The sequence below is a fragment of the Acinetobacter portensis genome (genome assembly GCF_009372215.1).
Classification (GTDB): Bacteria; Pseudomonadota; Gammaproteobacteria; order Pseudomonadales; family Moraxellaceae; genus Acinetobacter; species Acinetobacter portensis.
On the sequence record NZ_LWRV01000094.1, the window covers coordinates 33,314 to 50,228 of the forward strand.

The following is a 16,915-nucleotide window of genomic DNA, read 5'->3' on the forward strand; positions in this document are numbered from 1 at the left end:
GGTGGTAATCATGACTTATTTGTCTTAATCATGTTTTAAATGAGAAAAATAAGAAATACGTTATTCATGTGTTTTATCTATTGTTAAATTTTTAACCCTAATTTTATAAAAGTGAGTTTTTATAAGTAAGACTAATCAATAAAAAATTAAATCGTTGATTTTGGTTTCAAAAATGCAACGAGAACATCATAAATACATTATATTTTTTAGATTTATTAACATATAGATTATCAACAAGAATTTTGGGTTCAGTTTTGAATCAATATTCAAAAACAAATTTTTGCGATCCTCATGATTTGAATTTTAATTCCAAAAATCGTGTAAAGAGTCAATTTAAGACAGGAATCGTCTTAGCGTTTTTATGCCAAAAAGCGTATCAGAAGGAGTGTTAAATGCTAACGTTAATTGGCGTTTTAATTATTATTACTATTGTTGCCCTGCTTTTAACAGGCAAAGTGAATCCTATTTTAGCGATGTCAATTATTCCATTAATTGGTGCTTTTATCGCAGGATTTACACCCTCAGAAGTTTCAACATTCTTTGAATCTGGTATTACCAAAGTCACCAAAGTTGCGGTGATGTTCCTCTTTGCTATTTTGTTCTTTAGCGTTTTAAAAGAACTGCATGTGTTTGATCCACTCATTAAAAAAATGGTGGCATTAACTCGAGGTAATGTCATTGTTGTTGCAATTGTCACGACTTTAATTGCTGCTGTTGTGCATTTAGATGGTTCAGGTGCTGCAACATTCTTAATTATTATTCCTGCACTATTACCGTTGTATCGTAAATTAGGAATGAGTCCATATTTAATGCTATTGCTGATGGCAGGTAGTATGGGTGTTATGAACATGGTGCCTTGGGGTGGTCCATTAGGTCGTGCTTCGGCGGTTACAGGTGTTGATGCATCACTGTTGTGGCAAAGTATTATTCCTGTGCAAGTCATTGGTATTCTTGCCATGGTTGGTGTTGCTGTGATTATGGGTTTACGTGAAAAACGTCGAATTGCTGCTGCACACTTAATGGGAACAACACCATTTGAACAAGACTGTACAATAAGTGATTTTGAAGATAATGCACATGAAATTATTAAGCCAAAAAACTTTTGGTTAAATATTGGGTTGATTGTATCTGCAATTATCTGTTTAGCATTTGGCTTATTTTCAGCACCTTATGTTTTTATGATAGCGCTGTCTTTGGTATTGTTTATTAACTTTCCAAATCCTAAAGAACGTATGCAGGCCATTAGTCGTCATGCACCGCAAGCTTTAACTATGATTGCCATTATTTTTTCGGCAGGGGCGTTCTTGGGTATTATGACTGAATCGGGCATGTTGAAATCAATTGCTGTCGATTTAATTCAAGTTTTACCATCTGCATGGGTGGGTGGGTTACACATTTTTGTGGGTATTCTTGGTGTGCCAATGGATATTTTCACAAGTACCGATGCCTATTACTTTGCTCTATTGCCTATTGTACAAGAGGTGACAGCAACTTCAGGTGTTGCACCTAATTCAGTGGTCTATGCCATGGCAATTGGCAACAATGTGGGCACGTTTGTTAGTCCATTTTCACCTGCAACGTGGCTAGCAATGGGACTAGCAGGTACTGAAATGGGTAGGCATTTACGTTACTCATTTGGATGGTTGTGGTTATTTAGCTGGTTCTTATTGGCTGTTGGTTATGCTTTTGGATTGTATTCATTCTAATTTAAAGTAACATCCAATTCATAAATAAAGGCTACTTCAAATGAAGTAGCCTTTATTTTTTAACGTCGATGAATATTTTCTAATGTATCGACAAGTGTTCGTGTCATTTGATCAATTTCATAATTCACGTGATCGCCAATTTTTACATCTTTCCATGTGGTTAAACGTAAAGTTTCAGGAATTAAATCGACAGAGATTTGTTGTGTATCTCGATCTACACGGTTCACTGTTAAGCTACATCCATTTAATCCAATAAAACCTTTTAAGAAGAAATATTTGATATTAGCTTCAGGAATTTCAATATCTAAATGTAAGGTTTCACCTGTACGAATTAAATTCACGATTGTAGCTGTACCTTCAATATGACCATATAAATTATGACCACCATTTTCTGTACCCACTTTGGCAGAGCGTTCAATATTTACTTCTGCACCGGCTTCAAGAAACTTTAATGTTGTGAGCTGATTGGTTAAGTTTGAAATATCAAAATGAACCGTATTTTTGTCTAAGTCGATGTGTGTTGCTGTGAGGCAAACACCATTAATTGCGACACTTGCACCAATAAAAACATCTTGGAAAAAGTTATTTGTATTTGAAATAATAATGGTTGTAAAACCGCCACCTTGACGAACGTCAAGAACCTTTTCTAAACCTTGAACAATACCTGTGTACATATTTACATCTTCTTATTTGCCAATCTTAAATATTGTAAAGCCGATTGAATGGGCAAACTATGCTTATTCGTTAAAAAAAATCCCCCAAGCCGAGTCTTGAGGGAAATTTGGAACATTAGAATTCTATTTAATTGTTATCTCAAAATTACGCAGATTTTGCTGTAATTTGATTCTTTTGTGCTTCTTCAAGTTCACGTACCAAAGGCAGAACTTTTTCGCCAAAGTATTCAACTTCTTCAATGAAATGTAAGAAGCCTGAAAGAACTAAATCGACACCCACAGATTTCAATTCAACAATACGTTCAGCAATTTGTTGAGGTGTACCAATTAAATTTGTACGGAAACCATCGTTATATTGAACTAAATCTTCAAAAGTAGATTTTGCCCAGTTGCCTTCACCTTCAGTTGTTGCCGCCCCAGCTTCTTTGGTTGCATCACCAAAGGCTTTGACTGCTTCTACATTTGCACCATCAATAATTTCTTGAAGCACAGCTTTCGCTTCTTCTTCAGTATCACGTGCAATAATGAACGCATTTACACCGACTTTAACTTCATGATTATTCGCCTTAGCTTTTTCACGAATATCATCAATTTGTTTTTTCAGTTCTTCGGGTGTATTTCCGTTAGTGAAGTACCAGTCAGATACGCGAGATGCCATATCACGTGCTGCACGAGAACTACCTCCTTGGAAAATTTCAATATGCGGTTTTTGAACAGGTTTTGGAGAAAGTGTGTAATCTTTAAATTGATAAAACTTACCATCAAAACTAAAGTTATTTTGCGTCCAAACACCTTTTAAAGCGCGAATAAATTCTTCCGAGCGGGCATAACGTTGATCATGTTCAGGCCATTCTTCACCAATCGCATCGAACTCACCACGGAACCAACCACTCACGACATTAATGGCAATACGGCCATTGGTTAAATGATCGATGGTTGCTAATTGTTTTGCGGCAAGGGCAGGTTTCCAAGGACCTGGCAAAATAGCCGCAATCACTTTTAGTTTTTCTGTTTTAGCTAAGATGCCATGACTGAAGCTCACAGATTCATGTTGATGTTCTGCATTGTAGCCAGCTGTAAAACGAATTTGAGTTAATGCATATTCAAAACCGCTTTTTTCCGCTGTTTGAGCAAGTTTGACATTGTAGTCATAGCTCCAATCGGTACGTTGTTTAATGTTGCTTACAACTAAACCGCCACTTACATTTGGAACCCAATAGGCAAATTTGATTGCTTCATTTTTTAACTGTGTCATGGTTCTTCTCCAGTGTATTTATTTTATGCAACCTGAGTTTTAGGCGTTTTCGCATGTAAGCGTGACTCAGCTGCATCTAAGCTAGGAACTGCCGCAGATGGAAGGACTTCTTCTTGTTCAATTTGTTTGTTAATACCAAGGTTTTGGTTTGCTAATTGCGTTTTCTCTTTCACCACTTCGGCACGTTGACCTTTTGCAGGCGCCCATTCAAGAATTGGCAATGCACGAGCAACAGCAAGCGTAATACGGTCAATCAGGAATTCACTGTGAATGGTGTATTCAGGTGTGAAATCACGATCAGTTGCGTACACGCCAATAGGTAAAGTTTGTGCTTGGAAGAAGCTAAATAAAGGACGTAATTGATGCTCAAGGACTAAAGCATGACGATCACTACCGCCAGAAGCAGCAAGTAATACAGGAACATCTACAAGTGCAGTTTGTTCAACAAAGTCAAAGAAATGTTTAAATAAACCTGTGAAAGATGCACGGTAAACGGGTGTACCTACAATGAGCGCATCGGCCGCTTCGACAGCAGCTAAATCATCTTGAATACGTTGAGGAAGTTGATTACGGTAAATTGCACCACCTAAAAGAGGACCAATTTCACTGAATTTGATGAAATGTACATTAATAGGAGTTGCTTCACCAAGCTCATTTAAAATGGCTTGAACCAAAGCTTCAGTTTTAGATGGATTGTTTAAGCCGCCAGAAACAGCAACGATATTCAGTGGTTTTTGTTGATTAACATTTGACATGGGGGAAACCTAAAAATCTATATATCTTTGAATAGCTCTATTAATCAACAAGTGCTTATTCCTGTAAAATAAACAAATAAAGATAAGTTATCTGATTTTTATATATGGCGAATGGTATTTATATTCTTTTATAAAAGATTAAATAAATGCATGAAAAATAAAATTATATTTAATGTTGATAAGCTATTTATTAGTTTTGATAAAATTTATATGAAAAATAGATTTATTAAGTCAAAAACAAGAAAATGATAAAAAAAGTTAAAAATCCCCTAAAAATTGAATAATTAAATGCAAAATATAGCTTTTTTGCATATCCATATATATCGATGTGTGGTTAGAATAGACTTACCGCGCACAAGATCTCTCTCGTGACTTATGAATATTTTAATCGTTGATGATCACCCATTATTTCGTCATGCTTTAATTCAAGCTGTTCGTTATAGTTTACCGCAAGCTCAAATTCATGAAACAGCTGCTGTTAATGAACTTTATGAGCGCTTGGAAAAAGGTCCTGAACCAGATCTTGTTTTACTCGATTTAAACTTACCTGGTGCTTCAGGTTTTTCTGCATTGGTTCATGTTCGCGCGCAATATCCATCGCTTCCAATTATTGTGGTATCTGCACACGAAGATGTATCTATTATCCAACGTGCAATCGCACATGGCGCAATGGGCTATATTCCTAAGTCGGCACACCCAAGTAATATTGGTGAGGCGATTCGTCAGGTATTAGAAGGCGAAATTTGGTTGCCTGCAAACTTACCTGCAAATTTAAGTTTCGACCCTCGTGCGGCAGATGAAACTGCATTAGCAGAACGTATTCAATCATTAACTCCGCAACAATTCCGTGTGTTAATGATGGTTGCTGAAGGCTTACTGAATAAGCAAATTGCTTATGAGCTAGATGTTTCTGAAGCAACAATTAAAGCGCATGTAACGGCTATTTTCCGTAAGTTAGGTGTACAAAACCGAACACAGGCGGTATTGGCAATTAATGCGTTAAATATTGAAGAAAAAAATATCTAATAGTCTTTCAGATGCTTATCTAAGATATATAAAAAAGACCTCATGAAGAGGTCTTTTTTATGCTCTGATTTTAAGAGCTACTAATTTTTAAGCCAGATAACCATGAACGTAATGATGCAGGTTTCAATGGTTTCTTGAGTAAAATAACATTTAACTCTTTTAGTCTTTGTGGAAGTTCAGGGTCTGAATCTGCTGTAATCAGCGCAACAGGTGTATTTTCTGGGCGATGTTTCAAAATAAAATCTAAGCCAAGTTTGTTATTGTTTAGATGTTGATCGACCAACCAAACTTGAATGTTTTCACGCTGAATAATTTCTGCTGCTTGCTCAGGCTCAGTCGCTTTAAAAACTTGATAGCCCCATTTAGTCAGTAAAGTATTCATACCTTCTAAAATAGTTTCATCATTATCTAAGCACAAAATTTTGTAAGCTTTAGATTTTAAAGGAATGGCTTGCGCAGGAGTTGCGATAACTTTAGGTGCCTCAACAATAGGCACTTCAATTATAAAACATGAGCCTTTCCCATACGTTGAATAGACATGCACAGGGTAATTTAGCAGCCCCGTCATACGTTGAACAATGGCAAGCCCTAAACCTAAACCTTGTTCGCCCCAAGGGGAGGTGTGACCACATCGCTCGAACTCTTGGAAAAGTTTAATGCGTTGTTCTTCTGCAATGCCGGGGCCTGTATCCCAAACACCAATACGAATATGATTTGGTTTTTCAGCCGAGCGCAGAATACCAACAACAACACGACCTTTAGCCGTATAACGTAGAGCATTGCTGACAAAGTTTTGAATAATACGTCGAATCCATTGTGGATCGGTATCAATCCAAAATTGTGCATCATGGACACTTAGTTTGATATTTCGTTGTGCTGCAATCGATTTGAATTGAAGTTTTAAATCGCTTAATAAATCATGTAATGGGTAAGATTGACGTTTTGGTTGAATAGATCCACCTTCTAAACGAGCAATATCCAGTAAAGCAGAGAGCATGCTTTCTGCACCATGTAAGGCACGATCAAGCTGTTGTAGTGTTTGTCGATCATCATCACACTGAACGCTTTGTTCTAAAGCAGTACTAAATAAACGAGCAGCATGCATTGGCTGTAATAAATCATGACTTGCAGCAGCAATAAATCGACTTTTCGACATATTGGCTTTGTCTGCTTGTTCACGGGCAAGTTGTTGTTCCGTAAGTGCATTCGCCAATTGTTGCGTACGATCTTTAACGCGACCTTCCAAAACGGCTTCATTTTCACGGAAAGCGGTAATATCGGCAAAGGTTGTAACGAAACCACCACCTTCAATCGGGTTACCACGCATTTGAATAACGCGACCATCTTTACGGATGCGTTCAAATTCATGTGCGCTACCTACACGCATCCAATGCATTCGCTTACGAACGTGCTCTTCAACAGAACCTGGACCACATTCTCCACGTTCTGCGTTATATCGAATTAAGTCTGAAATTGGACAACCGACATAAACAATATCTCTTGGATAATCGAAGAGTTTTAAATATTGATTATTCCATGCAACTAAGCACATGTTGGCATCGACCACACTTACACCTTGGGTCATGTGATCGATCATCGTCATAATCAGGTTTTGATTAAAACGCTGCCACTGCGATGCTTGGTCTAGAATATTGGCAACTTGGCCTAAAGCTAAACCATTATTCACCATTGCTGTTGTAAGCAATGTACGTGCAGATGCTGCGCCAATCGTTCCTGCCAAATACTGTTCAGTGAAGCGCCACCACATACCATTGGCACTACTATTTTCATTTAATTCCACATTGTTGAGTATGCAGAATTGCTCAAATGCTTTAATGGTTGGTTCTTCACCTGTAATGCGTTTTGCTAAAGTAATTAAGTCCCGAACTTTTAAACGAGCAACGTCTTGATAAGAGAAACTTGTTTCGTTATTTGTATTTTGAGAGGGAAGTGGTTTGGTTTCATAGTAAAAGAAACTCTCGGCTTGAATTTGCTCTGCAACACTAGGTCGAAAAATTCGCGAAACCCAAATATATAAAATGATATTTAAGCCTAAAGACCAAAATACGCCATGTGTAAGTGGTGCTAAAGATTGAAAACCTAAAAGTGCTTCAGGGCGTAACCAATGAATTCCTGCAGGACCTAAATTTAAGAAATAGTGAGAAAAATCAAGATAATTTTCTGGGAGGCTCTTTAAAATTGTAGGCAATAATAATGTATATGCCCATACAACAAAGCCAGTAATTAATCCTGCATAAACCCCTTGTTTACTGCCACCACGCCAATAAAGACCACCAATCAGCGCAGGTGCAAATTGTGCAACAGCACTAAATGCTAATAAACCAAATACTGAAAGTTGGTCAATATCATTAAAGAAATGGAAGAATAAAAAGCCAAGAAGCATTACCACTAAAATGCAAACTCGACGGGTAAATTTTAGGACTAATGGTAGACGTTTATCATGGCGAGAAAAGATATTGAACCGCCACAATGCAGGCATGATTAAGTCATTACTGAGCATGATTGATAATGCAACAGAAGAAACTAGTAACATGCCTGTAGAGGCAGAAAAACCACCTAAAAATGCGAGTAGAGTGAGCCAATCTTGGTTGTAACTTAAAGGTAAAGATAAAACAGCAATATCTGGAATAGCTAAATAATTAGGTGCTGCATGCATTGCCCAACTTGCAATAGGAACAATGGCAATAGTTGTTAAAATTAAATAAACCGCAAACCAGCGTCTTGCACCTCGAATATGTTGCTCATCTCGAAGTTCAACAACAGCAACGTGAAATTGGCGAGGTAAACAAATAATTGCCAAGCCTGCCAATAAAGTTTGAACCCAGAAAGTGTCTGGAACACCATACATTTTTACTTCATTAAAGGTACTTGAAACATCACTAGAAATTTGATGAATATTTTCAGGCGAATCGAAAATAAAAAAACAGGCAACAGCAAGTAAGGCAAATAATTTCACAAAGGATTCAAACGCCACAGCAAGCATGAGACCGCCATGTTGTTCTGTGTTGGCAATTTGTCGCGTACCAAAAATCATCGCCAAAATAGCAAGAATGCTGGTCAGGAAAAGTACACTATTGGTTGTGCTCGCAATACCTGCTGCGGGTTCTAAAATGACGGCTGCACTCAATGCAATAGCGCGAAGCTGTAAGGCTAAATAGGGAATAATTGCAATGACGGCAAGAATGGTGACTAAGGATGCAAGTGCGCCTGTTTTGCCATAACGGGCTGCAATAAAATCGGCAATAGATGAAATAGCATGGTGCTGTCTGACTCGTCCTAAACGTCGCCAAATGTCATAGCCTAAAGCAACAAAAAGTAAGGGACCCAAGTAAATAGGAAGGAAAAGAATACCTTCACGGACGGCTGCACCTGTTGCGCCATAGAATGTCCAAGATGAACAATAAACACCTAAAGTGAGACTGAATAAGAACATGCGACCACGCGTACTGAGGCGGCTTGCATGTTTTTCACCGAAAAATGCACAAATAAAAAGTAATGCGATATAAAGGGCAAGCACCCCAATAATTAGCCAGCTATTCATATTGCCCACAGCAAAAAATCTATAAGCTAATCATACTCTATAGATGAACTTGTCAGTTTAAATTGCTCATTTTTTAGCGACCAAAGTCTAAATTACAAGAAGTATTAACATTGATACCGTGAATAGTGAAAATTCGAATTAAAAATGTTGTGTCCAAGGTCGGGCATTTAAAGGAGTTAGTTTAATGGATGATAAACAGGTAGAACGTATTCTACAAAATCCAAAATTCAAGGAAATGGTCAGTAAAAAAAGTACATTAAGTTGGACTTTAACAGCCATTATGCTTTTTGTTTATGTTGGTTTCATGCTTTTAGTTGGTTATAACAAAGAATTTCTTCTAAGTTCAATCTCTGGTGGTGTAACCACTTGGGGGATGCCTCTAGGTTTAAGTATTATTGTTCTGTCTTTTTTATTGTGCGGCGTTTATTCATATATCGCCAACAATAAGTTAGATAAATTAAACGAAGATGCAATTCGTGAAGTTGAAGCAATTGCTCATGAGAAAGGACAAAATTAAGATGAAATGGAATTCACTTAAAGCACTTGTCGCATCTACGGCTCTTATGTCAGGAATGGCATTTGCAGGCCCAGATTTAGGTGCAGCTGAACAGCAAGCGACAAACTGGCATGCAATTATCATGTTTGTGATTTTTGTAGGTGCAACATTATTTATTACCAAGTGGGCTGCGAAGCAAACAACAAATACCAATGACTTCTATACAGCAGGCGGTGGTATTTCAGGCTTCCAAAATGGTTTGGCAATTGCTGGTGACTACATGTCTGCGGCATCATTCCTTGGTATTTCTGCCATGGTGTTCATGTCAGGTTTTGATGGTTTACTTTACTCGCTTGGTTTCATGGTCGGTTGGCCAATTGTACTATTCTTAGTTGCAGAACGTTTACGTAACTTAGGTAAGTTTAACTTATCTGATGTTGTGTCTTTCCGTTTAGCAGAAAAACCAGTTCGTACTTTAGCTGCAATTAGCTCATTGGTTGTTGTTGCATTCTACTTAATCGCGCAGATGGTAGGTGCAGGTCAGCTGATCAAACTATTATTCGGTTTGAACTATAACATTGCCGTTGTAATTGTGGGTTTACTCATGATGGCATACGTGATTTTTGGTGGTATGTTGGCAACAACTTGGGTGCAAATCATTAAAGCGGTGATGTTGCTTTCAGGTGCGACTTTCATGGCATTTATGGTAATGAAAGGTGTTGGTTTTAGCTTCACTGAAATGTTCTCACAATCGATCCAAGTTTATTCTAAAGTACATGATGTTACGCTTGAACAAGCGGGTGCAATCATGGGACCTGGTAAGTTAGCATCTAACCCAATTGACGCAATTTCTTTAGGTCTTGCATTGATGTTTGGTACAGCAGGTCTTCCACACATTCTTATGCGTTTCTTCACAGTGAAAGATGCAAAAGAAGCTCGTAAATCGGTTGTGGTTGCAACAGGCTTTATTGGTTACTTCTACCTTTTAACATTCATCATTGGTTTCGGTGCGATTCTTTATGTATCGAATAACCCGCAATTCCTTGATGTGGCTAAAATGGCTGTTACTGGCAAGTTAGAACTTGTTGGTGGTAACAACATGGCTGCGGTTCATTTGTCTGATGCATTAGGCGGTGACTTGTTCATGGGCTTCATTTCAGCAGTAGCATTCGCAACAATTCTTGCGGTTGTGGCTGGTTTGACTTTGTCAGGTGCATCTGCAATTTCACATGACTTATATGCAAACGTATTCAAAAAAGGTCAAACAACACCTGAATCTGAACTTCGTATGTCAAAAATTGCGACTTTAGGTTTAGCAATTTTCGCAATGATTTTAGGTATTGTGTTTGAAAAGCAAAACGTAGCATTCATGGTTGGTTTAGCATTCTCTGTAGCCGCATGTGCAAACTTCCCAGTTCTTGTGCTTTCAATGTACTGGAAAGGTTTAACTACACGTGGTGCCGTTATGGGTGGCGTAGTTGGTCTAGTATTAGCAGTAACGCTCATTATCTTATCTAAAGCAGTTTGGGTAGATACATTGGGTATTTCTGAAACACCAATAAACCCATTCAATGGTCCTGCAATTTTTGCAATGCCATTAGCCTTCTTCTGCTGTTGGTTATTCTCTGTGACTGATAACTCAGCACAAGCGCAAGCTGAGCGTAAAGCTTTCGATGCACAGTTTGTACGTTCACAGACGGGTGTAGGTATCTCTGGCGCATCTGATCATTAAGATGACATTGCCAAAATAAAAAGCCCCGAAAGGGGTTTTTTATTGTCTACAAATTAATATTCATAATTTTTTATATGTATAAAAAATGTGTTAACAATAAAGGAACAGTTGTCTAACAGATTTATTTTAAACATTAATTTATTCTTGGGTTCTGCTTTATTTATTGAAGCACGCATTTTATCTACATCACGTAGATGTCTCTTTGACCGTGAGGTCTGTCTGTTTACATTAATAATTAATATGGGGGAAATATGCCTTCCAAGAAATTAGCATGGTATTCCAATATAAATCCAAATGTATTTGTGAGTACGGTGACAATCATTGGTCTATTTTTAATGGTTGTTTTGCTTGCACCAAGCTCATTTGGTTTAGTGACAAAGTATTTGAATCAATGGGTAACAGATTCTTTTAGCTGGTTTTACGTACTATCTGTTGCCATTTTTTTGATATTACTGGTTTATATTGCAATATCAGACATGGGCAAAATCAAGCTTGGTTTAGAACATAGTCAGCCTGCATATAGCAATCGTTCATGGTTTGCGATGTTATTTACAGCAGGTATGGGTATTGGCTTGATGTTCTTTGGTGTCGCAGAACCTGTTATGCATTATGTGTCACCGCCAACAGGAGATGCAAAAACCATTGAAGCGGCACAACAAGCAATGCAAGTCACTTTTTTCCATTGGGGCTTACATGCTTGGGCAATTTATACCATTGTTGGTTTATCTCTTGCATATTTTGCTTATCGACATAATTTACCCCTAAAAATACGTTCTGCTTTATATCCACTCATTGGCAAAAGAATTTATGGACCATTGGGCGATGCTGTAGATACCTTTGCCACTATTGGTACAGTTTTTGGTGTAGCGACAACTTTGGGTTTTGGTGTTACACAAATTAACTCAGGTCTTAATTATTTATTTGGTATAGAGCAATCTTCTACCACACAAGTAATTTTGATTATCGTGGTTAGTATCATGGCATCTTTATCGGTTTTTTTAGGCTTAGATAAAGGAATAAAAAGACTTTCTGAATTAAATCTCGTTTTAGCTTTAGTACTTTTACTCTTTGTTTTCTTTGCAAGCTCAAGTATTTATTTACTGCAAACGACCATTCAAAATGCAGGACAATACGTCTCCAATCTTTTTACAATGACTTTCAATCTTTATGCATATCAATCTAATGGATGGATTGGCGGTTGGACCATTATGTATTGGGCGTGGTGGATTTCATGGTCACCATTTGTAGGGATGTTTATTGCCCGTGTTTCAAAAGGGCGCACTATTCGTGAATTTATTGTAGGGGTGCTTTTTATTCCTACAGGTTTTACTTTAATTTGGATGGGATTCATGGGAAATGCTGCACTTAATAGCATTTTAAATGAAGCCAATACAACGCTTGTAAGTGCTGTTCAGCAAGATTCATCAGTTGCCTTATTTGAATTTTTAAATACATTACCTTTTTCAGGCGTAATGAGTTTAGTTGCAACGTTCTTGGTGATGCTATTTTTTGTGACTTCAGCAGATTCAGGTGCATTAGTCACCGATTATTTAACTGCAAAATCTGAAAACTCCCCAACATGGCAACGGCTATTTTGGACAGTACTCATGGCTTTCTTAGCAATTGTATTGCTGTTAAATGGTGGTTTAGGTGCATTGCAATCTGCAACCATGTTAAGTGCATTACCATTCACTTTTATTATGCTGTTTATTTGTTGGGGCTTGGTCAAAGCTTTGCGTTTAGATGCGACCAAGATGCAAGCTTTACAAGCTGCTCGAATTACCCCAAGAGCTATTCAAAACCCGCGAAGTTGGCAACAACGACTAGGTCTTATTATGCATTATCCGCATACACAGCAAGAAGTACAAAGCTATATTGAAGACGTTGTGAAAAAAGCCTTTTTGAGTGTTCAAAAAGAACTTAAGCGCCGTAAATTAGATATCAGCATCAAAGATGTAGAAGATGGATTACAGTTACGTGTTAACCATCATGATGAAATCAATTTTGTTTACCAAGTAATTTCGCGTGAAACATCTACACCAAGCTTTATGGCGGAACCGAAAGCTGAAGATAGCCAAAACTATCAAGCAGAAGTTTTTCTAAGAGAAGGTGGGCAAAACTATGATGTTATGGATTGGACGGTTGAAGATTTAATTCAGGATATTATTGATCAGTATGAACGACACTTGCATTTTTTAAGTTTAGTACGAACCGATCAACCATAAAAAAAAGGACGCATAAGCGTCCTTTTTTTTATTCAGAATCTAATTTAACTTAGAAACGGAATTTAGCATTTAAGCCAACAGTTTGAGTGTCTAAATCAAGAGTTTGCTCTTTGTTAGCATCTTTAGCTTTGAAGTTAGCATTTACATAGCTTGCGCCTACAGATACAGCAGGAGTAACGAAGTAGTTTACGTTAGCACCCCAAGCGTTGCTTGGAGAGAAATCGTAGCTAGATTCCATGTAAGAAACGCCAACGCTTAATTTGTTGTTAAGGTAAAGCGTAGTGCCTAAGTTATAAGCAGAATCTTCGCCATAAACTAAGCCAGCATCAAAACCGATAGACATGTTAGTACCATCGATTGCACCTACGTATTTAGTACGTGCAGTAATTGCATCTTGATCTTCAGCAATTGTTTTTGATTCGATAGCAGCTTTAGCAACACCATTTGAAAGGATGTTGAAAGCGTCATAAGAAACTTGGTCAGCAACGCTTGTATAACCAACAGCAACTAAGAAATTAGGCGCAACTAAAGCACCAAATTCTAATGCATAGCGGTCGCCATTGTCGTCAACACCACCAGTTTTGCTATCAGAGATAGTGTGGTTGTAAGAAGCGCTTGCATAAGCAGGAACTAATTTAGTAGGAATGTAAGCTTCAGCTTTAACGCCGTAAGTATGGTTAACTGTACGTTCGCCAGCTTGTTTGTTTTCGCCGTAGTTATAAGCTACAGAAACGTTAGAAACTTGGTTTAAAAATGCAGCTTCAGCTAAAGGACCTTTAGAAGAGTCAACATTGTTTAAGTAGTAAGTACCTTGAACAGCGCCAGTAAAGTCGTTGTGGTTAGCAGTGTTGTCGATGAACTCTGATTGACCTTGAACTTCGAATTGGTACGCTTGAGCACCGGTCATTGCTAATAATAATGCAGTGGCTAAACCGAGTTTTTTCATGATAGTTACCAGTTTTATTAAAAAAGGGATAAGCGGTTTGCATTATATTGTAACAATTTATGATGTCAATCAAGTTAAGCATCATAATTGGTTTGAGCAATTGCACTATAATTTCTTTGTTTGAAAAATAAGCATTTGGTTATTTTGTTGTCAACCTAAAAACATTCAGCATAACAAAGAGCTAATTGATAATTAAGAGCAGAAAGAAATAGTTGTCATGTTTTTAATTATTGAAATATTAGATTAAATATCAAATAATAATTAAAATATCAATTAATTGCCTTGTTTGAAATTGGGGAAATAAATTTTAAAAATGAAATTTCATTTGTTTAAAAATAGTACAAAATAGTCAGAATAAACTTTACATATCATATATTATATTTAATAATCATGAGGTAAGTCCAACTTCTTTAGTCGGATTTATTTTCAATAAATACATGAAATTTATTGTGATTAATTAAGTTAATTCTCCACCAGTTTTATTTTATCTGCCCAGCTTTCCCCAAGGTTGGGCTTTTTTTTATCTCCAATTAATATGCGTCAATATGGTGCATAAATTGATATAAAAAAATATATTTAAGAAAAAAAAGACATAAAAAAACCAGTTTTCAATGAAAACCGGTTTCTTTATCGCCAAAAATTGCGGGTAAATTCATAAATCTGCTGAGGAATTTATTAACTTGCCCTAATGAGGTGCATTATGCACCCATTTGATGCATGTGTAAATGATGTGAATATATTTTTTATATTATTTGTTAAAAATATCGTCTTTTTATGAGTTTATGTGGAAGTTGGTACTGTAGTAAATATATGGGCTGTATTTATTGTCGTTGAAAGTTTAAATGTAATTTATAAGTTTTAGCATCGAAATTTTAGGGTTAATTAATATATGTTTCTTGCATACATCTGTATATTATATATGCATGAAATTCTATGGTCGAAATGTTTGACCTTTATGTACTGGGGATAGGCTCATATGAATCAAAAATTACGTTCCGAGCATATTCGGCATAAACTTTTTTGGTCGATGAGCATTATTATTTCATCCTTGCTAATTATTTCTGTCCCATTAACTGTAAATAGTTATTTAAATTATAAAAAATCAGAACTTGCACTGTCTGAAATTTTGGTTTTACAAGATATTGCTGAATTGGCAAATAATATTTCGAAAGAGCGTGCACCTGCGAATAAAGCTATGTCAAGTTCTCCAGAAGAACTTGGAGAAAACTTAAAAGAGCTCAAACAATATAGAAATAAGGTTGATCAACAAATAGGAAAAACGATTTATGTATTAAATAGTCATGGTTTTACAAAGCAAGCAGAATGGTTGTATGTCAATTTAATTAAAAATCTTGAAAATGGACGTAATGCAGTAGATGAATATATTGCTACGCCAGTTTCACAAAGAGACGCTGAGCAACTTGATCAAGCTATTAAGAAAATGTTCGTTGCTTGGGATTCTACACATGATGTATTAAAAAGAATTGTTTATCATTCGGTTGGTAGAACATCAAATATTTCAGATAATTATACTTTAGTACTTCTATTAGCAGATTTAAGAGATCAAGCAGGTCGAGTCGCATCAACAATTATGGCATCTGTTACTTATGGGCAGCCAATTTCTGAAGAGAATATTTCACATTCTTTACAAACGCAGTATCAAGTCGATTATTTATGGGATTTAATTAATACCTTACAGCCTTCTGAGCAACGCACTGTTGAATATTTAGAATTACATAAAAAAGTTCAAAGAGAGTTTATTAATAAAGGTATACCTGTTGTTGCTGGTTTAATTCAAGAAAGTCGACAAAACAAGCCTTATTCACTTAAAGGAACAGAATTAACGAAGGTAATGGTGGATAAGTTTGTAACCGTTGTTGATTTGCAGGGGTATATTCTAAAAAGTAGTTTATCTTCAGTTGAAAGAGCTTATAAACGAGAGTTTAGAGGATTTATATTTACACTATTAGTTTCTGTTGTTTCATTGTTCTCTGCTTTGTTTACATTGATTTATGCACGTAGGAAAGTATTTGTTCCTCTTATTGAAGCAAGACAAAAAATCCTAGAACTTTCTGAGTCTAAACAAAGTTTGGCTTTTCCTTTGGAAAAGGCGGATAAGGAAGTTTCTTTATTTGAATCGATTCAAAAACTTCAAAATATGTTGCAACAACGAGATATTTTGGAATTTCAATTACGTAATATCGCAAATACAGATGTTTTAACGGGTGTTTCAAACCGTCTTGCTTTGAATGAATATATTCGTTTGTTGGAGCTAAGACCTGAGCGTTTGACTCAAACGGGTTTAATTATTATTGATATTGATGATTTTAAAATTGTGAATGATCATTTGGGGCATATTATTGGTGATCAGGTCATTAAATTTATTGCCGATAATTTGAAAGAGCATCTAACTTCATCGGAATTGGTTGTTCGTTATGGTGGCGATGAGTTTCTAATTATTGTAGATAATACAAACTTTAAAGATGTATTAATTCTTGCTGAAAAGATTCGTTATTCTATTAGGGTCTGTTGACATTT

Annotated in this window: 11 protein-coding genes; 6 read left to right on the plus strand and 5 right to left on the minus strand. The window is 36.5% G+C overall.

Annotated elements, in window-relative coordinates:
* Positions 1–392 precede the first annotated feature (392 nt).
* Positions 393–1,706, plus strand: coding sequence for a CitMHS family transporter (locus tag A6M14_RS11800; RefSeq protein ID WP_152875260.1), 1,314 nt, complete (start codon positions 393–395; stop codon positions 1,704–1,706).
* Between the two features lie 59 nt (positions 1,707–1,765).
* Here the strand turns inward: A6M14_RS11800 and A6M14_RS11805 are convergent, their stop codons facing one another.
* The 3 genes from A6M14_RS11805 to msuE all read right to left on the minus strand — a co-directional run bounded on the left by A6M14_RS11805 (position 1,766) and on the right by msuE (position 4,390).
* On the minus strand, positions 1,766–2,380 hold the full coding sequence (locus A6M14_RS11805) for a riboflavin synthase subunit alpha (protein WP_152875262.1): 615 nt from the start codon (positions 2,378–2,380) through the stop codon (positions 1,766–1,768).
* A gap of 145 nt (positions 2,381–2,525) precedes the next feature.
* Positions 2,526–3,635 carry a dimethylsulfone monooxygenase SfnG gene (sfnG, locus tag A6M14_RS11810; RefSeq protein ID WP_152875264.1) on the minus strand — a complete coding sequence of 370 codons (1,110 nt, stop codon included), beginning with the start codon at positions 3,633–3,635 and terminating at the stop codon, positions 2,526–2,528.
* 23 nt (positions 3,636–3,658) lie between these two features.
* Complete coding sequence (gene msuE, locus A6M14_RS11815; RefSeq protein ID WP_152875265.1) at positions 3,659–4,390, minus strand: FMN reductase; 732 nt, start codon at positions 4,388–4,390, stop codon at positions 3,659–3,661.
* Between the two features lie 375 nt (positions 4,391–4,765).
* On the opposite strand from msuE, the gene A6M14_RS11820 reads away from it, so the two are divergent.
* On the plus strand, positions 4,766–5,416 hold the full coding sequence (locus A6M14_RS11820; protein WP_152875267.1) for a response regulator: 651 nt from the start codon (positions 4,766–4,768) through the stop codon (positions 5,414–5,416).
* A gap of 70 nt (positions 5,417–5,486) precedes the next feature.
* Here the strand turns inward: A6M14_RS11820 and A6M14_RS11825 are convergent, their stop codons facing one another.
* Positions 5,487–8,978 carry a hybrid sensor histidine kinase/response regulator gene (locus tag A6M14_RS11825; RefSeq protein WP_152875269.1) on the minus strand — a complete coding sequence of 1,164 codons (3,492 nt, stop codon included), beginning with the start codon at positions 8,976–8,978 and terminating at the stop codon, positions 5,487–5,489.
* A 184-nt stretch (positions 8,979–9,162) separates the two neighbouring features.
* On the opposite strand from A6M14_RS11825, the gene A6M14_RS11830 reads away from it, so the two are divergent.
* From A6M14_RS11830 to A6M14_RS11840, 3 genes are all read left to right on the plus strand, one after another.
* Positions 9,163–9,495, plus strand: coding sequence for a DUF485 domain-containing protein (locus A6M14_RS11830; protein ID WP_152875271.1), 333 nt, complete (start codon positions 9,163–9,165; stop codon positions 9,493–9,495).
* 1 nt (position 9,496) lies between these two features.
* The gene (locus A6M14_RS11835) at positions 9,497–11,206 is read left to right on the plus strand and encodes a cation acetate symporter (RefSeq protein ID WP_152875273.1); all 1,710 of its coding nucleotides are present in this window, start codon (positions 9,497–9,499) and stop codon (positions 11,204–11,206) included.
* A 251-nt stretch (positions 11,207–11,457) separates the two neighbouring features.
* On the plus strand, positions 11,458–13,431 hold the full coding sequence (locus A6M14_RS11840; RefSeq protein ID WP_152875274.1) for a BCCT family transporter: 1,974 nt from the start codon (positions 11,458–11,460) through the stop codon (positions 13,429–13,431).
* Between the two features lie 49 nt (positions 13,432–13,480).
* Here A6M14_RS11840 and omp33-36 read toward each other — a convergent pair whose 3' ends face one another.
* Positions 13,481–14,380, minus strand: a complete 900-nt coding sequence (omp33-36, locus tag A6M14_RS11845; RefSeq protein WP_338325179.1) for a porin Omp33-36 — start codon at positions 14,378–14,380, stop codon at positions 13,481–13,483.
* A gap of 973 nt (positions 14,381–15,353) precedes the next feature.
* Here omp33-36 and A6M14_RS11850 point away from each other — a divergent pair.
* On the plus strand, positions 15,354–16,910 hold the full coding sequence (locus A6M14_RS11850) for a GGDEF domain-containing protein (RefSeq protein ID WP_152875277.1): 1,557 nt from the start codon (positions 15,354–15,356) through the stop codon (positions 16,908–16,910).
* The last annotated feature ends 5 nt before the right edge of the window (positions 16,911–16,915 follow it).